Consider the following 22,176-nt stretch of genomic DNA (forward strand, 5'->3'; position numbering starts at 1 on the left):
TCCCAGAATATACTCAGACATCATCAACCTTCTGAAAGACAATGAGGAGGTACGCAACAAGGCACTTGAGGAATTTATGGTACCCATCAGGGAAAAACTCATTGAAAACGGCTATAGGTTTGAAATGACGGGACGATCAAAATCCATCTATTCCATATATTATAAAATGCAGCACAAAGGGGTTCCCTTTGAAGAGATATACGACCTGAATGCTGTCCGCATTGTGTTCGAACCTGATCCTGATATTTCCGAAAAAAGGCAGTGCTGGAATATCTATTCACTGATTACCGATATTTATACGCCCAAACATGACCGTATCCGTGACTGGGTGAGTATCCCCAAGACCAACGGTTATGAAGCCCTGCACATCACTGTAATGGGGAAAGACGGCAAATGGGTGGAAGTCCAGATACGGACGCGCAGGATGGATGATATTGCTGAAAAAGGATTTGCTGCACATTGGAAGTATAAAGGTGTTGATTCCTCTGAATCCGAACTGGACAAGTGGTTAAGGAAGATTAAAGAATCACTGAAAGAACCGAATGCCGATGTGCTCGAATTCATCGATGATTTTAAATTAAATCTCTTTGCGAATGAGATCCAGGTCTTCACCCCAAAAGGACAGATAAAAACCTTACCGCAGAAGGCCACGGCACTTGATTTCGCCTACGAAATACACTCTGAAATCGGGAATAAAGCCATTGCAGCCAAAGTAAACCACAAACTATTGCCGCTGAATCATGTATTGCTCAGTGGCGACCAGGTAGAGATCATCACTTCCGATAAAAAGAGAACGCATAAGGAATGGCTGGACGAGGTGGTCACGACAAAAGCCAAGACCAGCATTAAAAATAATATCAGGGCTGAAAACCGTAACCGGGTGGAAAGGGGTAAACTGATGTTTGAACAGAAGTTAAAAGAAAATAATATCACCCCGAATTCCCGTGTTGTACGTAAAGTGCTTGACGCATACGATACCAAGACCAAGGACGAGCTATACAGTAAAATCGGAACGGATATCATCGACCTGAATGATCTACCGAAGATACTGAAAAAGAACAGCAAGAAGAAGTGGATTCGCTACTGGAGATTGCAACTGTTTGGGGTAAAAGGCAAAACTCCTCCCCAGACCGGAAATAATCAGCCTTTGATAGGACCGGCTACGAATCCGGACCTACAATCTGACACGGATAAAGAAAATCCGGACGAGACAAAACTTAATTACAGGATTGCCAAGTGTTGTAATCCTATTCCGGGTGATGATGTAATTGGGTACCTCAATAAAAAAGAAGACCTGGTGCTGATCCATAAATCCCGTTGCCCGAATGCCGTAAAATTATTATCCAACCACAGTAATCTGATCGTTCCGGTAAAATGGGCGACTTACAAAGTATTTTCATTTCTTGCCAAAGTAGCGGTACAGGGTATAGACCGGCCGGATATCTACCTGCAGATCGTCACCCAGATCACTGAAGAATTGAATGTAAATATCAGGACTTTTAACATGGCCAGTCACGATGGTATCTTTGAAGGGACCATTGAATTATATGTACACGATACCAATGACCTGGACAAACTGATCAGGCAATTAAAAAACCTGAAAGGAGTCGAATCCGTCAAAAGATTAGAAATACTGGATCAGAAAAAAGAGGATGTATAGTATTCCCAACCCATTCTTTTACCTCATAAAATATGCAACAGTTGATCAGGATCGCCAATAACCAGGCTATTGAAACAGAATCAATACCGGTTCTTCCGTATGATGTATTCTTACAGAAAAACAGCATGCTTCCTATGGATGAACGTTATCATTGTGTCAGTTATTTTGCGCATCCGGAGAATCGTCAATTACGCCTCATTTGCTGTATAGCAGACGATCAGAAACACGATATCCTGGTATCTTCATGTATGCTGGATGCAGATACGAAAGCATTAAATTCGTTCACGGCTGTCCATGAAAGCTTTCATTTGTTTGAGCGTGAGATTCATGAAAATTACGGCATCAAATATACCGACCATCCATGGTTAAAACCGGTCCGCTATGCCCATGACAGGGCTAATCCTCACGACCTGATGAATCAATACCCTTTTTTCAGTATCAGAGGAGAAGCATTACATGAAGTAGGAGTTGGTCCCATTCATGCTGGCATCATCGAGCCGGGATATTTTCGTTTTACATGCAATGGAGAAAAGATCCTGCATCTGGAAATACAGTTGGGATATCAACATCGTGGGGTGGAACAATTGTTTCTGACAAAAAAAAGCCTGAACCAAAGAATACAACTTGCCGAAAATATTGCCGGAGACAGCACTATAGCTCATAGCAGCGCTTTTGCACTGGTATGGGAAGCATTGAGCGGATACCAGACCTGGCATCCTTTATTGTGGGTACAGGCACTGGCATTGGAGATAGAACGTATCGCCATGCATACGGCAGACCTGAGCGCCTTATGCGGCGATATTGCCTACCAGTTGGGAAATTCGGTATACGGACGCTTGAGAACGCCGATCATCAATTTTTTCCAGGCATGGACAGGAAACCGTTTTGCCCGGACCCTGATCAGGCCGGCCCATCTTTTCTATCCGTTCACCGATACGCTGGCCATGTTACTGAGGCGGACATTACTGGATTTTGAACGCGACTTCAGGCAAATGGGAGATTTCTTATTCAACATGCCCGGAGTCCTTTCCCGTTTTGAAAAAACAGGAATTGTTTCTGATGAGCAAAGTTCCCGGATCGGCACAGTGGGAATGACTGCCCGTGCTTCAGGACGGAAGAGGGATATCAGGAGTTCACATCCGGATGAGATATACCGTTCGCTGAACCATCAACCGGTGATGTACCATATCGGCGATGTATGGGCAAGGGCAAGAATACGCCATGAAGAAGTACTTCAATCCATCGGGTACATACACGAGTTGCTTCGTGAAATGCCCCATCCTGAAGAAATCGATCATGACCTGAAACCGGCCATGCCCGGTACTTTTGCATTGTCAATGGTGGAAGGCTGGCGCGGGGAGATCTGCCATTGCGCCATTACAGGACATGACGGAGCGCTTATCCGCTATAAAATCACCGATCCGTCCTTTCATAACTGGACAGCGCTGGCACTGGCCGTCCGTAATAACGAAATATCCGATTTCCCGATCTGTAATAAAAGCTTTAACCTTTCTTATTGCGGATTTGACCTGTAGGCGTATATCTATGGCCGTATTGCCGGCATTGAAAATTACGTGAAATGTAAGCGAAAAGCGGGGCATTTTTTTATATTTTTATTGATAGAATTTATACCGATGATTAGAAATGTGGGGTTGCAGGATGATTTTTCCATACTGGCTGATCTGTTGAACTGTTCTTTTGCAACCGTGGCCAAAGAATTCGGTCTGACTAAAGAAAATGCCCCTACCAATAATGCATTCATTACAGGTGATGCATTAAAAACGCAGCTGAACAACTGCACAAAATATTATATCGAAGAAGAAGACGGGAAAATTACCGGCTTCATCGCCATTGAAAGATCATCCGGCGAACCGGACGTTTTTTATATTGAAAAGGTAGCTGTACATCCTGATCACAGGCACAAAGGAACCGGACGGATGTTGATGGACTTTGCATCGGACATGATTGTGGAATATGGCGGAAAATCGATTTCAATAGGATTGATCAACGCCAACAAGGTATTGAAAGAATGGTACAGGCGGCAAGGATTTCGGGAAACCGGAATAAGATCATACGATCATCTACCTTTTAAGGTATGCATGATGAATAAAGAATTATGATGTTGAAATTTACATACAGACAATAACATGAAGATCACCTCATCAAAGATCCCTGAAAATACGATCATCAAAAAATACCTGCCGGCTGGTTTTTCTGACTGTTTCCTATGCACGGACAGCCCGGAAGGTATTTCCGCGGATGATATGATGGTGGCTTTCTGGACCACCATGCCCCGGTGGCTGAGCATACTTTTCAAAATACGCGATATGCTGGTCAGCCCTTTCGGCCTGAAAACCGGAAAAGGAAATGCGGAACAAATGGAAGAAGCCATCCGCGAAGGAAAGAACTATCGTTTTATGTCGGTAATGGAAAAATCAGAAAAAGAAACCGTGATCGTCCTGGATGATAAACACCTGAAAGCATATTTCTCCACTTATATACAGACCGACGAAAATGGCGGCAGATCGATTTATCTCAGTACGCTGGTTAAATACCACAACCGGCTGGGCCGCGTTTATTTTTTCGTTATCCGCCCGTTTCACACCATAGTGGTCAAAAAGCTATTCCGGCAGGTTATTCGGGATAAAAGTATATGATCAACTTATTAATTTGATGGATGGTTTAATGAAATCATTGAATAATCGGAAGCTTCTGCAACGATTATGATAATCAAACACTAAGATGCCTCTTTCTGACAACTGTATGTCAGTATATAAAAAGAAAAATAACCTTCTCTCTACTTCTTCAACTCATATTTATCTGTACCCTGTATTCTTTAGGATTTCTCCCTGTTATTGCATAAAACTGCTTAATAAAATAAGGGATATTGTTATAACCTGATTCGTAAGCTATCTGCGAAACTGTCAGATTAGAATATGAAAGCAACTTACAGGCATGTTCAATACGTATTTCAGCCAGGCACCGGAAAATACTTTTATCCGTTTTTTGCTTAAAGGAACGGCAAAGCGCCGATGGATTCTGATTTACATAACCGGCAATTTCCCGTAACGTTATTTTGTCTTTAAAATGATTGAAGAGATAAGCGTATACTTTATTGATCGGTCCATCCAACTCATTGACCATATTGGAACTACTATAAGCCGTATCTGAAAGCAATTTTGTAGTCTTACACTGTGACAGTTTTTCCAGAATATGAAATAAATGGATTAACCGTGCTGTGAATTTCAGCCTGTTAATATCCTGAATCAATTGTTTTATCTCAATATAAAGTTCCCGGTCATAAAACCGTATCCCATATTGGCTTTTGCGTAACAATTCATAGATTTCCCGGTAGTCAGGAAGATCCACCATATTCAAAGGTAAAATCTCAGGCAGGAATTGTAAAGTATCCCCTCCGCTTATTTCTATTTCCGTCGAATTCTTCAGCTTGGAATCACATAAATGAAGATGTGGCACATTACTGCCAATCAGGGCAATATCCCCCTCTTTATAATCCGCAACCCCTTCTCCGACGAATTGCTTCCCACTTCCCTGATTGAAAAGCATTATTTCAAACTCCGGATGCTTATGCCGGGGCAAAATAAATTGAGGATAAGGAACATGGCTACATAAAGTAGTCATTTTATGTATGATCTTTCGTTCTAAAACAGCCATATCGATAATAATATTCTTAAATGCAAATATAAGAAAGTATACTGCAAATTAAATAGAATTTTATCTGAAATAACTCCTTTAACTTTGTAACATCTTATTCGGATATATTTCTGAATGATAAACGTATAGCAGCAAACAGCTATTTATGTTAGATAAATAAAAATTAAAAGTTATGGAATACAGAAAAGTAAACGGCTCGGGACTATTCGTTCCGGCTTTAACATTAGGTACAGGAACGTTTGGCGGAACAAATGGTTTTGAAGGATGGGGCAATACAGATGTAACAGAAGCAACAAGAATGGTTGACATCTGTCTGGATGCCGGACTGAATATGTTCGATACGGCGGATATATACTCCATAGGATATTCCGAAGAAATTCTGGGAAAAGCGATCAAAGGCAAGCGCAACCAACTGCTCATATCCACAAAAGCAACCTTTCCTATGAGCGAAAATAGGAACGATAGGGGTAGTTCACGCTGGCATATCATCAATGCCTGTGAAGCCAGTTTAAAACGATTGGATACCGATCATATCGACCTGTACTATATGCACGGGTTTGATGCCAATACCCCGGTAGACGAAACACTTCGCGCATTGGATGATTTGGTCAGTAGTGGAAAAGTACGTTATATAGGCTGCTCTAATTTTGCAGGCTGGCATTTAATGAAATCGATTTCAATATCAGAAAGATATGGTTGGAGCCGTTATGTTGCCCATCAGGTGTATTATTCACTGCTCAACCGTGAATTTGAATGGGAATTGATGACATTGTGCATAGACCAGCAAGTAGGTGCATTTATCTGGAGCCCCCTGGCTGCCGGAAGGCTTGGCGGACGCTACCGCCGGAATAATCCCATCCCTAAAGACGGCCGGGTAGCCCGCGGCGGTTCCCCTGTTCCCGATGAGGTAGTATCGTACGACAGATTATATGACATCATGGATGTGCTGGACGTGATTGCTGCTGAAACCGGAAAAACAGTGGCACAGGTTACACTCAACTGGTTACTGCAACGCCCCACTGTATGCAGTCTGGTAATTGGTGCAAGCACTGAAGAGCAACTGAAGCAAAACTTAGATGCTGTAGGGTGGAATCTATCGGAAGAACAGGTGAAACGTCTTGATGAAGCAAGCAAAATACCTAAAACCTATCCTTACTGGCATCAGGATGAGAAGTCGTGGTTGAAATCGCAGTTATTTATTTAATAATATCATAGTTAAGATGACAAAAGAAAAAAGAAATGGACCCTGAGATGTATAACCTGACAGAACAATTTGTTATTGAATCGTTTTCAAAAGCCGGACGCAAACATGAAATACAGCATCTGGAGCGAACCGTTTACTGGCTCAGGCAAATATACCCTCCGGCTGATGATGCCATGCTTGTTGCTGCCATTTCACACGATATTGAAAGGGCATTTCGGAAAGATGATATGTCGGCTAAAGAAAAGGAGCTGGGCTTCATCAGTATTGATTTCTTCAGGATTCACGAAGAACGGGGTGCCGGAATTATGGTTGCTTTCCTCGGAGAGTACAATCAACCGGAGGAATTTATCAAAAAGGTTTCCTCGCTGATCTCCAGACATGAAGAAGGAGGCGACAAAGAGCAAAATATCCTTAAAGATGCCGATAGCCTTAGTTTCCTTGAAAACAACGCGGACCATTTTATAGCAGATAAAATACAGGTCAACGGGTATAATATGGTAAAGGAAAAAATATGCTGGATGTTCGACCGGATCACTATGCCTGAAGCAAGAGAACTGGCGTTGCCCTTTTATCAGAATGCAGTATGGAAATTAACCAATAATAAAAATTCAGATCAATGAAAAGTATTATAAAAATATCATTATTAGCCGGATTATTAACTCTACTTTCCGGCATCACATTTAGTCAAAATAGTATTCATTTAAAAAACGGAAAAAAAATGAAAATAATGGTAACAGGACACAAGGGGTTTATCGGTGGTCATTTTGTGAAGGAATTTGCCGACAGGTATGAGATTGTAGGCTATGATCTTAAAGACGGTGACGATATCCTGGATTACGAAAAGCTGAAAGAACGTATGCAAGGTTGTGACGTTGTTGTGCATGAAGCCGCAATCCCCGCCCCCGTTCCCGGTAAAAGTTATGACGATTATATCCGGACCAATGTAATGGGCACTTTAAATGTACTGAAAGCAGCCCATGAAAACGGCGTCAAAAGAGTTGTTTATGCCAGTTCAACAACTGTTTATGGTATTGAAAGCGGCATTCCTTTTTCATATCCTATCACCGAAGGACAAAAGTTCGTATCTCAATACCTGAAAGCAGATGACCTGAGTTGCCGCGATATAGATCTTTCATACCATACCAGCAAAGTGATGGCGGAACAAATGGTAGCATGGTACGGACTGAACAAAAAGCTACAAACCATTGCCCTACGCTATGGCCCGACAGAACATGTAAATCTCGGAGCACACGTAAGCATCCCGAATGTACTACAGGCTACCCGGTTGGCAGTGGATAGCCCGAAAGAATTCTGGTACGAAGCATTCAGCATTGTAGATGGAGACGTAGAATTCATTGATATCTCCAAAGCCCGGGATATGCTTGGATATGAGCCCGAACCGGCTACATATGCGAAGGAGAAAGTCGTTGCCACTTTTGAAGACAGATTGAAGCTGGATAAACGTTGAACCACCTCTTTTTGTAACAAAAACCAAATGTCAGGAAACAATGCGAGTACAGATATTATCAATATATTCATGTGAATAAAATTTAATTTTTAATGGCCACATGAACCCCGAAACCCAAAGGGTTCACCGAAGGTAACGGCTCAGCAAAGCTAAATATCCAATTGTATCCATTACGTTGGGTGAACAGTAATGTTTATGGACATTTCATCTGATCAAACCTTTCCCAGGTCAAACAAGTTATTTTACAGATATACACCCGGAACCCGATCAGACATCCTCCAGAAAAACAAAATCCCGTGAAATACGGGATTCTGTTTCATGCTGTTTATTCTATATATCAAGGGAACAAACCACAATAAAGTATCTTATATTATAATGAGATGCCAGTTTTTTTGTGCGCAAATATTTCCTATCCAACTTTGGATGCTATTGTATCGGTCCCTTTGAATAAATAAACCTCCAAGATCTCCACCTGTTCGGTTAGGTAAAGAATTAGCAAGACTGATCATAGCAGCACTGTTTTCGAGAATAGGGGCATAAGCCAGATAAATTAACTTAATGTCACAATTACTTGCAATTGAAGGTAAGGTTAATCGTGTAATCTGTGTTCCGGTGCAATCAAGATACTTTAGTCTGAGACAATTGCTTACATTCAATTCTGTCAGATCACAATATTTACAATTTACAATTTCAACCCGGTCAGGTAATTTCAATTGGGTGATTTTCCTGTATTCACAATTCAACGTGTTAAGGCTGAAAAGACCAGAGACATCGAGGGTCGACATTAAACATCTCTCTTTAACACCGGTACAACTGATATTCACTTCTTCAAGCTCTTGTGCTTCGTTAAATTGAACGATTGGCATACCTGTAGCCTTTAAATATGTGAGTTTATTCTCAGGATAAAAAATGTCTCTATATATATTGATAGTATAAATACCAGGCGAGTCATATTGATGTCCACCATTCGACAAATCTTTGTCAATATGCTTATCTCCCCATTCTATTCTGAATACATCTTCCGTTTCAAGTTCGACAGAAGAACAATAAGGGGTTTGGATTTCTATCTTAGGTAACCTGTAAAAATTTTCCAATCGCCAGTTTATATCCTGCATGTGATTTGATAAAGCTCCAGCTAGTTCAGGATAATGAACATAATCTATAGCCGCTTTGTAATCCCCAGGTTCTGATCCTGATCTTACAGGAAGAGAAGTCATATCTAAATAAAATAATATATTACTATATGCATGTGTAGTGTTTACATATTTGAGATTTGGGGCATTATCAGGTATTATAGAAGAATATAAATAATTATTTTCACAACTAATTATTTCCAGGAATGGCATATCCTGTGCCATAAACACATGGTTCAAATTATTGTGGCTACATGAAAGAGTTTCCAATCTCGTACAATTGGTAAGTGTGAGTTCCTCTATTTGATTATCATCGCAAGCCAATGATATTAATTCAGTAAAACTGTCCAAATCTAAACTAAACAATATGTTTTCATAACAGTATAAATATTTTAAAGGGGAATTTACAGGCAATTTTATTTCGTATAAAACATTTCGTTGGCATTGAATCATACTTAATTTTTTGTTATTGGATAAATCCAGATAACTAAGTATATTGTCAGTTACCCGGATTTTATCCAATGATTCCGGATCACCGTAGATTTTTATGGTATGTCTTCCGGAAGAACTATAGGTATGAGTCTTGGCAGTTGGATGTATCGTTCCGGTTTCTTCGACAATACCATCGCCCCAATCAATAGTTACACTGCTATGTCCGGTATGAAGAAATAATTCCTGTATGGTAACTGTGGATATTGATGTTCTCATTTCAACCAACAGCTGACCACTTATCCGGGCACTCTTTAAACTACTTTCTTCTGAAAGGTCAGGATCTTCTTCTTTCTTGCATGATGACAAAACAAGCACAAGGCAGAAAATTGCATACAAATACTTTTTCATGATTTAAAAATTTAGGTTGTTAAAATGTTTTTTGACTTAGTCGTCTAATGATTCGCAATAAATGGTCGGAAAACTTTTTAATTCTCTTCCGTAAAGGTACGATTAATATATAACACGTAAGATACAAAATACCCTACCTTGTTCGTTTAGTTTTTTACATTAACCCTCTAAAAAATAAAAAAGGTGTCCCTGATAAATGTAAGCTGTGAGGTTCAGGGACACTCTATCATGAAAATTTCATGCCTTACTGTAAGGAAATGAGGAAGATAATTTACGGAAAGAATATCTGACTTACTTATATGACCCGATCCTTTGGAAGTCAGGATCCATCAAGACATCAAGGATTTTTCCTTAAGCCGAACTCATTCGTTTACATTATGGCTCTCATTCTTGTCACTCATCAAAATTGAGTAAGTAAATAAAAATGAAAAAAAGCAAGAGAAAATTACGACACCCCTAATTTATCTGCTTTCAGTAATGTATTTGCTTTTATGATATTTTTATCCTCTGTTGTCTGATACTGTTTTTCGTCGGTCACATTTTTGACCATAAAATGCAGCCGGTTCAGCACATTTACCTCACTCATCCCGCTGTCGAAGTCTAGGAAAAGCAGGTTCATATCCGGATAGCGGTCGCGGATACGTTTTTCCACGCCTTTTGAAACCACATGGTTGGCGATACATCCGAACGGTTGTACGCTGACCACATTATTCACCCCGCTTCCGGCAAATGCGGCTATTTCCCCGGGAATCAGCCACCCTTCACCAAACTGGTTGGCCAGGTTAAGTATCTCGGATGCTTTTTCGGACATATCTCGTATACTGTGTGACGGTTCATAACGCACATACTTTGACATGACCCGGTTGGTCCGTCCGACAAAACCATTCGCATATTTTTCCAGGAAATACACGAACATATCCGACCAGGAGGAACGGCGGATCTTTTGCTGTGTATTGACTTCGATGTTGACAAAGCTCTGAAGGAAAAAGTCGATCAGCGGCGGCACCACCACTTCTACTCCCTGACCCACCAACCAGTCTACCATATCAGAATTTCCAAATGCATTGTATTTGATGTATATCTCCCCGACAATACCGATGCGCGGATGGTAACGCTGGTCTGTTTCTATCCGGTTGAATTCGGCAACTGCCCGTTTCAACAGGGCATAAATACCGTTGATGTCTTTACGCAATATCTTGGGTTGTATCACCCTCAGGTACTTATCCAGAAGATGGTCCGAGCTTCCTTTGTTCACCTCCCTGGCCACCGAGGAGTAATACATGGTAGCTATGCTGTCCGTGTAGCACAAAGCGGCAAAGATCGTAGGCAACAGTTTCAACCAGTTCATATCGAATCCCGGCTGGCTGTTGATCACTTTACCTTCTGTTCCGATAGCGATCACCGGAACATCTTCAAACCCGGAAGCTATCAGCGCTTTCTTTATCAGCGACAGATAAGTAGATGCCCTGCATTGCCCGCCTGTCTGGGTAATCCCAATCGCCACCTGGTCCCGGTCATATTTTCCCGATTGCAGGGCTTTAATGATGTCTCCTACCACAATGGTAGCCGGATAGCATATCTCATTGTTGGCATATTTCAAACCTGCATCCACAGACATCTTATCAGGAGGAGGAAGATTCACCAGCTTAAAACCGCCCAGGGCAAAAATGGGAGGCAACATGCGTGAATAGATATGTGAAAAGCCCGGAGCCAGAATCGTACGGTGTTTATCCTTTTCCTCAAAGAAGGCGACCTGCGTACGTTCTTTTGCCAGAGTAGATTCGGCAACATTGCGCAGGGTAAAGGATTCCAGCATGGAACGCAGGCGAAGGCGCAACGATCCGGTACTGGTGATCTCATCCACACGTACCAACGTGTGTGTTTTACCCTTACTCCGTAATAATTCTTTCGTTTCATTGATGGTAATGGCATCGGGTCCGCAGCCGAATGAGTTGATCTGTACCAGCTGTACATTTTCCGGTTGTTGTCCGACCCACGCTGCAGCCTGATAGATCCTGTTGGGGTAAGTCCACTGGGACAACACCTGTAATTCCGGTAAGGAGGTCAATTCGCTGACAGCATCTTCGGACAGCACATCGGCGCCCATTTCACAAAGCATATCAGGCACCTTACTGTTGATCAGGGAGTCGGTATGGTACGGCCGGCCGGCCAATACGATCAGCGTCCTGTTCTCCTCAGTGGCTTTCCTGATGACTTCTTTTGCCTGATCCAGTAGCTTCTGCTTATGGTTTGCCTGTGCCCGTTGTGCATACTGGAATGCCTTACGGAAGGTCTGCTTATCAACTCCCAGCATCCTCAAATAACGGTAACAGGCCCTTTCCAGCAAATGTTCATCGGCAAAAGATACGACAGGGCTATCCATAGGGATACCCCAGCGTGCTTCCGGATTTACGGAACTGCGTATGACTTCGGCATAGCTGCTGACAATCGGGCAATTGTATGCATTAACAGCCCCCTTGCTTTCAAAACGTTCAAAAATAACCATCGGATAAAAGATACGCTCCACTTTACGTTCGGCAAGGTCATAAATATGTCCATGCACCAGTTTTGCCGGAAAACAGATACTGTCGGACATGATGGTACCCAGTCCTTTTTCATACATCATCACGGTTGAAGGAGAAGAAAGTACCACTTCCATGCCGCACTTACGCAACAACGTACTCCAAAACGGCAGGTTTTCGAACATATTGAGGACACGTGGTATGCCTATTACATGACGTGGGGTTCCGGACGGCTTCCTGACACATTTATTCAATAATTCATTCTTATACTGGTACAGGTTGAATCCCGGTACAGCTGCATTTCCTTTATTGGTGAACACTTTTTCACATTTGTTCCCCGAATAATAGGCATTTCCGCTCTGGAACTTAAATCGGGTCACTACACATTGATTCTCACAACCTTTACAACGTAATTGTTTGCTTTGAAATTCCGTTAACTGGTCGATCTGGTCAAGTTGTAACCTGGACATTTGTGTACTTCCGGCTTTTTGCCATTGCTTTTTCGCAATCACAGCAGCCCCGTATGCACCCATCAATTCCGGAATATCCGACATCGTTACTGATCTCCCTGAAAGTAATTCCAATGCACGCCGCACGGACGGATTGCGGAATGTTCCCCCTTGTACGGAGATATGGTCACCAAGATCATCCATATTGGTTACATTCAACACTTTGATCAATGCATTTTTGATTACAGAATAGGATAATCCTGCGGCTATATCTTCTAATGAAGCATTTTCCCGTAACGATTGTTTGACCTTTGAATTCATAAAGACAGTGCACCTCGTCCCTAAATCACAGGGTGCTTTGGCAGAACAAGCCTTGCAGGCAAACTCTTCCACCGGCATTCCAAGATTTTTACCGAAAGTCTCAATAAAAGACCCGCAGCCGGAAGAACAGGATTCGTTCAATTCGATCCGCTGGATAGATCCGTCACGGATAAATATGGCTTTCATATCCTGTCCGCCTATATCGAGTATGAAAGAAACATCAGGATTGATATGCCGCGCTCCGGCATAATGAGCGATGGTTTCTACCACCCCGTTATCCAATCCGTAAGCAGCCTTGATCAACTCCTCGCCATAGCCAGTAACCAGGCTCCTGTTGATGATTAAATTCTTCCCGCATGCTGCCAGTTCTTTCTTAAATTCGGTCAATCCGGCATGTACCGTTTCCATGGGTTGCCCCTCGTTGTTACGGTAGAATCCGAATAATAACTCAAGATCTTCACCCAGTGCGACGATCTTGGTCGTAGTGGATCCAGAATCAATCCCCAGGAAACAATTTGTTCCCTGATATTCACTCAAAGCGGTTCGTTTTACCTTTACCGGGGTAGTCTCTTCTTGCCAGAGTTTCCATTCCTTATCCGATGTGAATAACGGATCAAGCCTGTTAGTCGCAATGATCCGGTTCCTGTTCGGCTGTTCGGCAATAAGGTCGATCAGCTGGGGCATGGAAAAAATATTTTCGCCCTTATTACTCAATGCGGCTCCCAATGCAGGGATTACCTCCGGATGTTCGGGTTTTACCAATTCTTCAGGAGTAATGCCCAGTGTACGGACAAAAGAGGTGGTCAATTCGGGAAGAAAAGTAAATGGTCCGCCGATGAACATTACCTGTGGCTGCACATCATACCCTCTGGCCAGCGTATTAATGCTCTGTACGGCAACAGCATGGAAAACTGAAGCAGCAATATCTTCTTTCGGTATCTTCCTGCTGATCAGGTTTTGTACGTCCGTTTTTGCAAATACACCACATCTGGATGCAATCGGATAAATCTGCTGGTGACAAGCAGCCAGTGAACTCATTTCTGCTGTTTCAATATTCAGCAGTGAAGCCATCTGGTCTATAAATGCCCCTGTACCACCGGCACAGCTACCATTCATACGTATGTCCGGCATCCGGTTTTCCGGAAAGAAAATCATTTTAGAATCCTCGCCCCCGATGTCGATTAATGTGTGTACCTGAGGATACATTTGCTGTACGACTTCAGTCGCGGCAATTAATTCCTGTATGAAGGGTATACCGGTGCTCTCGCAAATACCCATACCAGCCGAACCTGTGATAGTAATGGTCACAGGGTTCTCTCCCACTATAGGAAGGGCATCGGTAAGGATAGCGGATACCGTTTCGTATATGAGTGTATTGTGCCGCATGTAATGGGTATATACCATCCGCGATTGATCATCGATGATTGCGGCTTTAGCTGTTGTTGAACCAACGTCCAGGCCTATTCTATACATTGTCTATATATTGGGAAATGATCTGTATAATTAATATATGTGTGTGTGATTAATTCTGAATATATTTCATCAGGAAATCAAGGATGTGCTGTTTCCTGCTTCTGATAAATTCGGAAAAGGCATCTTCGCTTTCATTCAGGAAAAATTTGGTGATCATGGGCTTGAATACGAATGGCATAATGCACATTCCGATTACGCTGGCCCAGAATTGAGCAACATCAAACCCTTCCCGCTGAAAAGACTTCATTTCAGAAGTGATCTGATTTTTCAACTTCTCAATATCCAAGTCTTTAGCCAGGATTAACCGGACCAAGCGTTCCGGGGTAGCATTCAGGTCGTGTACCAGGAAACTGACATAATTTGGATTCTCAAGCATAAAATCGAGATAAGCATCCACAAACCGCTCCAATTTCATAGAAAGTGCGATATCAGCATTAATAATACCCGTTAAATTGGTTGCGAATGAATCAACGACCTGTCCGAATACCGCGTCGAATAATTTATCCTTATTACGGTAATAGTAATGCAAAGATGTACGGCTGATATGTGCTTCATCCGCTATTTCCTGCATACTGGTTCCGGCCAGTCCTTTATGTATAAAAACAGAGGTAGCCGCTTCCAGTATTTTGGATTCCACATCAATGGATCCATCTTCAATATAATGATTATTTGACATTTAGAGTGATCAATGTTTTTTGACAATTGAGTTTGACAAGAGTGTCAAAGATAGTTTGTTTTATTTTATTACACAAATATCTCATATAATAAAAAGCGGCAATAGTAACAAAATACTATACAATAGACTTATTTTCAAACCATTAAAAAAACACACATTCTGAGAATTTCATGTGTTGAATAAATTTATTGACAGTCATATATTTTCTACTATGAAAAAATATATATCTTTGTATGCATCTTTCATTACGGGGTGTGGCGCAGTTGGTAGCGCGCTACGTTCGGGACGTAGAGGCCGTGTGTTCGAGTCACATCACCCCGACAATTGATTGAGATCAAAAGATGTTGTTTGGCAGAAGTTTGTTCATCTTTTGTAAAGATCAATATTCAAAACAATGTAAAAAATCGATTTTAATATACTCTAAAACAAGCATATGGCAAAATTAGTCGAAGAACCCGTTTCTCATAATACCATTACTAATGGTACCGAAATAATAGGAGATATTAATTCGAACGGAGACATTCGTTTGGATGGTTTATTGAAAGGTAACCTCAATACCAAGGGTAAAGTGGTGGTTGGCCCGACAGGCAACGTGATAGGAACTATCAACTGTAAAAACTCCGATATCTTTGGTAAGGTTGAAGGAAAGATCACAGTGTCGGATCTATTATCACTCAAATCGACAGCCAATCTGAAAGGAGATATTATCACCAATAAATTGTCTATCGAACCCGGATGCAAATTTACCGGAACCTGTTCTATGGATGCAAACGCTAATACGGTCGGAACACAACCTAAGAGCAGCAGTCCTGAAAAATAATATTTAAGATATAATAATATAAAAAAGAGATGGTTTTTCAACCATCTCTTTTTTATATTATTATTCGGCTTACCGTTTATTGCGTAGCCACCGTTGCACTCACACTATATACTTTTTCGTCTCCGTTTTCTGCAGTTACCGTATATTTCACTATCCGTCCCGAAGAAAAATCCTGACTTATACCTGATTCCGGACTAACAGAAGCCTTATCCGATACTTTTATTGTAGGAGTCAAAGATCCGACTTGTGAACCTTTGGGAAATTGTTTAGTGATTGTTGCAGCACAATTCCCATCGCACCAGGAAACTCCGTCAACCGTAAAAGATACAATATCACATGCAGAACTCTTACTGTCTTTTTTCTTCTTGCACGCTGAAAAACCTACCACTGCAATAAATAGTACTGCTAAAAACAATTTGGTTCTCATATTTCAATCATTTATTGATATTTCTTATTAATATAGTTATATGATGAGCAAAGATAAAACACTTTTTTTAATTTTGATAAAAAATGATAAATTATTATTTATATCATATGGCTAATTGCGAAAAATCATGTAGGTTTGAAGGATGATGCGTATAGATATTCTTACTGTTGTCCCTGAACTGTTGGAAAGCCCTTTTAGTCATTCTATTATCAAAAGGGCAAAAGCCAAAGGTGTGATAGAACTGGTCGTACATAATATCAGGGATTATGCCACAGATAAACACAAAAGGGTGGACGATTATGCTTTTAGCGGTGATGCCGGAATGGTAATGATGATTGAACCGGTTTACCGTGTTATCAGTGAATTAAAAAAACAACGTGGGTATGATGAAGTTATCTACACTTCTCCTGACGGTGAATTGTTCGAACAAAAAGAAGCCAACCGGTTATCTACTCTTACCAACATCATCATACTATGCGGACACTACAAAGGGATAGACCATCGTATCCGCGAACATTTGATCACTAAAGAAATATCTATTGGCGATTATGTACTTACAGGTGGCGAATTGGCTGCATCTGTGATCTGTGATGCTGTTATCCGCCTGCTCCCGGGAGCATTGGGAGATGAAAGTTCTGCCCTGACCGATTCGTTTCAGGATGGGTTACTGGCTCCGCCGGTATACACGAGGCCTGCCGAATTTAATGGCTGGAAGGTTCCTGAAATATTGTTAAAGGGAAATTCTGCAGCTATTGAACAGTGGAAATTTGAGCAATCCCTGGAACGGACAAAACGTCTCCGTCCGAAACTACTTGAATGAACAGTCAAAATTGAAAGTGCAGTGTCTGGAATAATTTCAAAATGGGAACCGTTGGTCAACGATTTTGTGGCTTATCTTAAAATAGAAAAGGCCATGTCTGCTAATACCATTGAAGCGTATTTAGATGATCTGAACAAATTACAGTCCTATTTGAACGAAATTGATTCCGATGTATCACCCATGGAGATAACCTCCGGGATGCTTTCCTCTTTCCTTGTCCGGATGGGCGAAAAAGGAATGCAGGCACGTTCCCAGGCACGTATGTTATCAGGCATCAGGGCTTTCTACAAATATATGCTCATGGAAAACCTGATTGATACTGATCCGACCCGAATGGTAGACTATCCCAAAACCGGACGCAAACTACCGGATGTACTGACTGTTGAGGAAATAGACACACTACTAGCGAATATTGACCTGAGCAGACCTGAAGGACAACGTAATAAAGCCATCCTTGAAACGATGTATAGCTGCGGATTACGGGTTTCAGAACTGACTGGATTAAAGATATCCGACCTATTCCTAAAGGAAGGCTTTATCCGCGTAAAGGGAAAAGGGAGTAAAGAACGCCTGATCCCGATCAGTCCGAAAGCTATTCATGAGATCACCCTATATTTTTCTGATCGTGTACAGCTTGATATTGCTAAAGGCCATGAAGATTTTCTTTTCCTCAACCAACGGGGGAAAATGCTTTCTCGGGTCATGATCTTTACGATTATCAAGAAACTGGCAGAAACGGCGGGTATCAGGAAAAACATCAGTCCCCATACATTCCGCCATTCTTTTGCGACACATTTGATAGAAGGAGGTGCGGATTTAAGGGCCGTCCAGGAAATGCTCGGACATGAATCCATACTAACCACCGAAATATACACCCATCTGGATCGTAGTTTCTTGAGGCAAACGATCATAGAATACCATCCCAGAAGCAGAATAAACAGAAATATGAAGCATCATGATTGAGCAGGATACCAATAACGAAAATATCCTCCAGCAATTGAAACACCTTTCATTAATCAATTTCAAGAATTATGAACAGGCTGAATTTGAATTTTGTAGTAAAATCAATTGTTTTGTAGGAAACAACGGAACCGGAAAAACCAATGTATTGGATGCGATCTATTATCTGTCGATGACCAAAAGCTGTTTCCACACCGCCGACACGCAAAATATCCGTTATGAAAATGATTTTTTTGTCATACAGGGAGAATATGACAGGAAAGGAACAACCGAAAACATCTACTGTGGCGTAAAACGCGGGCAAAAAAAAGTTTTCCGGCGCAATAAAAAGGACTACGAGCGTTTATCGGAACACATCGGGCTTTTACCGGTGGTAATGGTATCTCCGGCAGATAATCAACTGATCACAGGTGGAAGCGATGAACGTCGCCGGTTCATGAACGAAGTGATTTCGCAATATGACCACCAGTATCTTCTTGAAATGATGAATTACAATCGTGCTTTGGAACAACGAAATGCTTTGTTGAAGAAGTTCGCCGAAGATCGTTATTTTGATAATGACATGTTGGAGATATGGAATGAACAGCTTATGCTTACCGGAAACCGCATTTTTGAGCACCGGTTGAATTTTTGTAAAGTATTGATCCCTGTTTTTCAGGATTACTATGAGAATATATCCGGAGGCAATGAGAAAGTGGAATTGATCTACCGCTCACAATTACAGGATAAAGATTTTGCATCATTATTGCTTGAATCGGCCAGCAAAGACCGTCTTCTTCAATATACTACCTGTGGCATCCATAAGGATGATCTTTTATTACAGATGAGTGGTTACCCGATAAAGAAATCGGGGTCGCAGGGACAACAAAAAACCTTCCTGGTTTCTTTAAAGATGGCTTATTCCGATTTTATACGGCAACATTGCAAAATTGCTCCCATCCTTTTACTGGATGATATTTTCGACAAATTCGACACGTCGCGTGTCAGTCATATAGTAAAGTTGGTAGCAGATAAGAAATTCGGCCAGATCTTCATTACTGATACCGGCAGGGAACATATTGAAGATATTTTAAAAACAACGGGCTCTGAATATCAGTTATTTGAAATTAATAAAAAGAATAACTGATAAAAAATTTATAGTAGATTTATACCAGTACAATACAGGTGCTTATCTTTTATTAGGTCAGCTATTTATCGAATTCAATTACCCAAAAGCAGTCACTGATTGGGTATTTCCATTTTCTGTATCTCTGTTTCCGGCCCGTTTACGACCAATAAACCATCATCGGTAATCTTCATTGGGTCCATAAATACCATTCGTTGTTCGCCGGTCTTTTGTGTACGCCCATGATAAACACATAACATTTGTCCGTCGGATAAATGCAGGGCCATACAATGTCCTGTTCCTGTAACCTCCCCGCCGCTTTCAGTATTTTTCTGTAAAACAGGATTATTGTCTGCTTTTTTGAATGGACCCAGTGGATGAGTGGATGTGGCATATCCCACTGCATAATTTTGCCCACCGAAGAAATTCGCAGAATACATCATATAATAAGTATCATTATGCAGGAATATATAAGAACCCTCTGTCCATCTACGATTTACTTCATGGGAGGTAACCGACCTGCTCTCCCACTCGGCCTGTTGATCATCCATCGTCAAAGGCGGACGCAATAACAATACCGGTTCGCCGATAATTCCTGAAAAATCAGGTTTCATCTCTACTCCATAGATCCAACTTTCTTCGATTTCGTTGTACCATCCCTTTTCCTTTGCCCAGGAGGCGACTTCACTTTCTACCGGATGTTTATAGCAACACCGGGAATAGTAAAGGTATACCTTTCCCGAATCGTCAAAATAGACATTGGCATCTATAATCGGGTAACCCGGATCGAATACCGGTTCCGGATACATTTCCTGAAAAGGACCGGTTGGAGTATCACTAACAGCCACCCCGATCATGAAATTTTCTTCTTCTTTATTTGGGTTATGCTTCCAGTTAGCACTGAAAAAAAGATAATATTTTCCATCCCTTTCGTACACTTCGGGTGCCCAGAAACAATCCACTGTCCAGGAATCAGAAGTTGCTCCGCGATATATAACACCTTCGTCTTTCCAGTTGACCAGGTCTGGTGAAGAATAAGCCTTAAATCCGTTGTTAACACCACCAGTACCATACATATAGAAAATGCCATCAGCAGCCCTTAAAATAAACGGATCACCAAATGATACCGGTAAAGGATTCCGGTAAGATATCTCCATACCGGCAGACTTTTTCCCTGACGATTGATTTTTACATGACAAACAAAAAACCGTCATACAGATCATGAATGAACAGAAGTATTTCATAAACAACAATATTTATTTCGAAACGATAACTTTGTCAAAGTTACGATTATTTTGTTATACCTGTATAAGATACACAAATATTAGTAGGCATTCTTATCATTAAATACCATCAATGCAGTTTTCAATATAATTTCAATATCTAACCAAAACGACCAGTTTTCAATATACCACAGATCTGCTTTGATACGTTTTTCCATCAGGTCGATCTCTTTCGTTTCTCCACGATATCCATTTATCTGAGCCCAACCTGTGATCCCGGGCCGAATAAAATGACGCGACATATATTCATCCACCTTAGGTGAATATTCACTGGTATGTAACAGCATATGTGGACGAGGCCCAACAATAGACATATCACCCCTAAAGACATTGATGAATTGTGGTAACTCATCTATACTGGTTTTCCGCATAAAATTACCGATACGGGTTTTCCTGTTATCATCGGCAGTCGCCTGTTTAGTATGTGCATCAGAACTACAACGCATGCTCCTGAATTTGTAACATTGGAACGATCTCCCTCCTACTCCTGTTCTTTTTTGCTTGAAAAAAACAGGTCCGGGCGAACTGATCTTAATTAAAATACCCATCAACAGATATACCAAAGGAAATAAGGTGATCAAAAAAATCAAGGAAAAGATAATATCAAATCCTCTTTTTAATACGGCATTATGTGCATAACTCAACGGGATCCTATGTTGTGAAAAAACGGGTATTTCCCCGATCTGCTCTACAATAGCGTAATTTTCCGAATAATAATAATAAACCGGAGGAATAATATGAAACTTGATGACATTTTTTTCCGCAAATTTGATAAAATCCGAAATTTTCTCTTCAGCATGTAATGGTAAGGCACAATAAACTTTAGTAACCTTATTCCGTAAAATATATTCTTTTGCTTCTTCTATAGTTCCTAAAATTTTCCCTTCATTCTGGTTCGGATTATCATCGAAAAGACCAAGTATCTTTACTCCGAGATAGAGATTAAACTGGAATTCATCATCAATACTTTGCCCTATCTGCCCTGCACCTAAAATGATCGCTCTACTGTTTGTCCTTCGGATCAGAAATGTCAAGGCTTTTCTGGTTATCCACTGATAAATACACATTACCACCCATGCAATACAAAAGAAAGTGATAATAAAAGAACGGTGGGTGGAATTAAAAATACCTAATACCAATAAACAGACTGTAAGAATAGTTATAGCTGTAAACAGTTTAAGAAAATTCCGGCGAACAAGGTTGGGCGCATGCAATTCCCTGACATCATCAAAATTAAATTTGACCAATGCAAAGCTGATCAAATAACATAAATTAATAAGAAGCAGGATCAAAGAATAATTATAATCATACCGGATATCAAAAACATTGATTAAAATGAA

18 protein-coding genes and 1 tRNA gene are annotated in these 22,176 nt (G+C 41.1%); 12 read left to right on the top strand and 7 right to left on the bottom strand.

Going from position 1 to position 22,176, the window contains the following annotated elements; translation table 11 throughout:
- The 4 genes from LBQ60_21140 to LBQ60_21155 all read left to right on the top strand — a co-directional run.
- A partial coding sequence (locus tag LBQ60_21140) for a TGS domain-containing protein (protein MDR2040430.1) occupies positions 1–1,660 on the top strand: 1,660 nt, incomplete at its 5' end.
- 32 nt (positions 1,661–1,692) lie between these two features.
- Positions 1,693–3,195, top strand: a complete 1,503-nt coding sequence (locus LBQ60_21145; protein MDR2040431.1) for an NADH-quinone oxidoreductase subunit C — start codon at positions 1,693–1,695, stop codon at positions 3,193–3,195.
- A gap of 99 nt (positions 3,196–3,294) precedes the next feature.
- Entirely contained in the window at positions 3,295–3,780 is a 486-nt protein-coding gene (locus LBQ60_21150; protein ID MDR2040432.1) for a GNAT family N-acetyltransferase, read from the top strand.
- 27 nt (positions 3,781–3,807) lie between these two features.
- The gene (locus LBQ60_21155) at positions 3,808–4,317 is read left to right on the top strand and encodes a DUF2867 domain-containing protein (GenBank protein ID MDR2040433.1); all 510 of its coding nucleotides are present in this window, start codon (positions 3,808–3,810) and stop codon (positions 4,315–4,317) included.
- A gap of 148 nt (positions 4,318–4,465) precedes the next feature.
- On the opposite strand, the gene LBQ60_21160 is transcribed toward LBQ60_21155, so the two are convergent.
- The gene (locus LBQ60_21160; GenBank protein MDR2040434.1) at positions 4,466–5,335 is read right to left on the bottom strand and encodes an AraC family transcriptional regulator; all 870 of its coding nucleotides are present in this window, start codon (positions 5,333–5,335) and stop codon (positions 4,466–4,468) included.
- A gap of 172 nt (positions 5,336–5,507) precedes the next feature.
- Here LBQ60_21160 and LBQ60_21165 point away from each other — a divergent pair, with 172 nt between their 5' ends.
- Genes LBQ60_21165 through LBQ60_21175 form a run of 3 tightly spaced genes read left to right on the top strand, consistent with a single transcriptional unit; the run spans position 5,508 to position 8,007 of the window.
- Positions 5,508–6,539: an aldo/keto reductase gene (locus LBQ60_21165; protein MDR2040435.1), complete on the top strand. Its 1,032-nt coding sequence runs from the start codon at positions 5,508–5,510 to the stop codon at positions 6,537–6,539.
- A 35-nt stretch (positions 6,540–6,574) separates the two neighbouring features.
- On the top strand, positions 6,575–7,159 hold the full coding sequence (locus LBQ60_21170; GenBank protein MDR2040436.1) for an HD domain-containing protein: 585 nt from the start codon (positions 6,575–6,577) through the stop codon (positions 7,157–7,159).
- Entirely contained in the window at positions 7,156–8,007 is an 852-nt protein-coding gene (locus LBQ60_21175) for an NAD(P)-dependent oxidoreductase (protein MDR2040437.1), read from the top strand. Before LBQ60_21170 ends, LBQ60_21175 begins: the two co-directional genes overlap by 4 nt.
- A 365-nt stretch (positions 8,008–8,372) precedes the next feature.
- Here the strand turns inward: LBQ60_21175 and LBQ60_21180 are convergent, their stop codons facing one another.
- From LBQ60_21180 to LBQ60_21190, 3 genes are all read right to left on the bottom strand, one after another.
- Complete coding sequence (locus tag LBQ60_21180) at positions 8,373–9,980, bottom strand: hypothetical protein (protein ID MDR2040438.1); 1,608 nt, start codon at positions 9,978–9,980, stop codon at positions 8,373–8,375.
- A gap of 445 nt (positions 9,981–10,425) precedes the next feature.
- Positions 10,426–14,745 carry an acyl-CoA dehydratase activase gene (locus tag LBQ60_21185; protein ID MDR2040439.1) on the bottom strand — a complete coding sequence of 1,440 codons (4,320 nt, stop codon included), beginning with the start codon at positions 14,743–14,745 and terminating at the stop codon, positions 10,426–10,428.
- 49 nt (positions 14,746–14,794) lie between these two features.
- On the bottom strand, positions 14,795–15,421 hold the full coding sequence (locus tag LBQ60_21190; GenBank protein ID MDR2040440.1) for a TetR/AcrR family transcriptional regulator: 627 nt from the start codon (positions 15,419–15,421) through the stop codon (positions 14,795–14,797).
- A 248-nt stretch (positions 15,422–15,669) separates the two neighbouring features.
- Here LBQ60_21190 and LBQ60_21195 point away from each other — a divergent pair.
- Together LBQ60_21195 and LBQ60_21200 are read left to right on the top strand one after the other, a co-directional pair.
- Positions 15,670–15,742 (top strand) — tRNA-Pro (locus LBQ60_21195).
- A 112-nt stretch (positions 15,743–15,854) separates the two neighbouring features.
- Entirely contained in the window at positions 15,855–16,241 is a 387-nt protein-coding gene (locus tag LBQ60_21200) for a polymer-forming cytoskeletal protein (GenBank protein MDR2040441.1), read from the top strand.
- A 76-nt stretch (positions 16,242–16,317) separates the two neighbouring features.
- Here the strand turns inward: LBQ60_21200 and LBQ60_21205 are convergent, their stop codons facing one another.
- Entirely contained in the window at positions 16,318–16,668 is a 351-nt protein-coding gene (locus LBQ60_21205; protein ID MDR2040442.1) for a hypothetical protein, read from the bottom strand.
- A gap of 145 nt (positions 16,669–16,813) precedes the next feature.
- Between LBQ60_21205 and trmD the strand changes: the two genes are divergently transcribed.
- The 3 genes from trmD to LBQ60_21220 are packed head-to-tail and all read left to right on the top strand — an operon-like array spanning position 16,814 to position 19,574.
- Positions 16,814–17,488: a tRNA (guanosine(37)-N1)-methyltransferase TrmD gene (gene trmD, locus LBQ60_21210; GenBank protein ID MDR2040443.1), complete on the top strand. Its 675-nt coding sequence runs from the start codon at positions 16,814–16,816 to the stop codon at positions 17,486–17,488.
- A 33-nt stretch (positions 17,489–17,521) separates the two neighbouring features.
- Entirely contained in the window at positions 17,522–18,451 is a 930-nt protein-coding gene (xerD, locus tag LBQ60_21215; GenBank protein ID MDR2040444.1) for a site-specific tyrosine recombinase XerD, read from the top strand.
- Positions 18,444–19,574, top strand: coding sequence for a DNA replication/repair protein RecF (locus tag LBQ60_21220; protein ID MDR2040445.1), 1,131 nt, complete (start codon positions 18,444–18,446; stop codon positions 19,572–19,574). Before xerD ends, LBQ60_21220 begins: the two co-directional genes overlap by 8 nt.
- Positions 19,575–19,666: 92 nt before the next feature.
- Here LBQ60_21220 and LBQ60_21225 read toward each other — a convergent pair whose 3' ends face one another.
- Both LBQ60_21225 and LBQ60_21230 read right to left on the bottom strand, forming a co-directional pair.
- The gene (locus tag LBQ60_21225) at positions 19,667–20,710 is read right to left on the bottom strand and encodes a glycoside hydrolase family 43 protein (protein ID MDR2040446.1); all 1,044 of its coding nucleotides are present in this window, start codon (positions 20,708–20,710) and stop codon (positions 19,667–19,669) included.
- A gap of 167 nt (positions 20,711–20,877) precedes the next feature.
- The coding region (locus tag LBQ60_21230; protein ID MDR2040447.1) for an undecaprenyl-phosphate glucose phosphotransferase at positions 20,878–22,176 on the bottom strand (1,299 nt) is incomplete at its 5' end.

This window comes from Bacteroidales bacterium, assembly GCA_031275285.1.
GTDB lineage: Bacteria > Bacteroidota > Bacteroidia > Bacteroidales > UBA4181 > JAIRLS01.

Bases quoted from the DNA above. Each gene is read 5' to 3' on its own strand.
- LBQ60_21200 (MDR2040441.1), top strand. From the start codon at position 15,855: ATGGCAAAATTAGTCGAAGAACCCGTTTCTCATAATACCATTACTAAT.
- LBQ60_21185 (MDR2040439.1), bottom strand. From the start codon at position 14,745: ATGTATAGAATAGGCCTGGACGTTGGTTCAACAACAGCTAAAGCCGCA.
- LBQ60_21160 (MDR2040434.1), bottom strand. From the start codon at position 5,335: ATGGCTGTTTTAGAACGAAAGATCATACATAAAATGACTACTTTATGT.
- LBQ60_21190 (MDR2040440.1), bottom strand. From the start codon at position 15,421: ATGTCAAATAATCATTATATTGAAGATGGATCCATTGATGTGGAATCC.
- trmD (MDR2040443.1), top strand. From the start codon at position 16,814: ATGCGTATAGATATTCTTACTGTTGTCCCTGAACTGTTGGAAAGCCCT.
- LBQ60_21145 (MDR2040431.1), top strand. From the start codon at position 1,693: ATGCAACAGTTGATCAGGATCGCCAATAACCAGGCTATTGAAACAGAA.
- LBQ60_21150 (MDR2040432.1), top strand. From the start codon at position 3,295: ATGATTAGAAATGTGGGGTTGCAGGATGATTTTTCCATACTGGCTGAT.
- LBQ60_21175 (MDR2040437.1), top strand. From the start codon at position 7,156: ATGAAAAGTATTATAAAAATATCATTATTAGCCGGATTATTAACTCTA.
- LBQ60_21165 (MDR2040435.1), top strand. From the start codon at position 5,508: ATGGAATACAGAAAAGTAAACGGCTCGGGACTATTCGTTCCGGCTTTA.
- LBQ60_21205 (MDR2040442.1), bottom strand. From the start codon at position 16,668: ATGAGAACCAAATTGTTTTTAGCAGTACTATTTATTGCAGTGGTAGGT.
- LBQ60_21170 (MDR2040436.1), top strand. From the start codon at position 6,575: ATGGACCCTGAGATGTATAACCTGACAGAACAATTTGTTATTGAATCG.
- LBQ60_21220 (MDR2040445.1), top strand. From the start codon at position 18,444: ATGATTGAGCAGGATACCAATAACGAAAATATCCTCCAGCAATTGAAA.
- LBQ60_21155 (MDR2040433.1), top strand. From the start codon at position 3,808: ATGAAGATCACCTCATCAAAGATCCCTGAAAATACGATCATCAAAAAA.
- LBQ60_21180 (MDR2040438.1), bottom strand. From the start codon at position 9,980: ATGAAAAAGTATTTGTATGCAATTTTCTGCCTTGTGCTTGTTTTGTCA.
- LBQ60_21225 (MDR2040446.1), bottom strand. From the start codon at position 20,710: ATGGAGATATCTTACCGGAATCCTTTACCGGTATCATTTGGTGATCCG.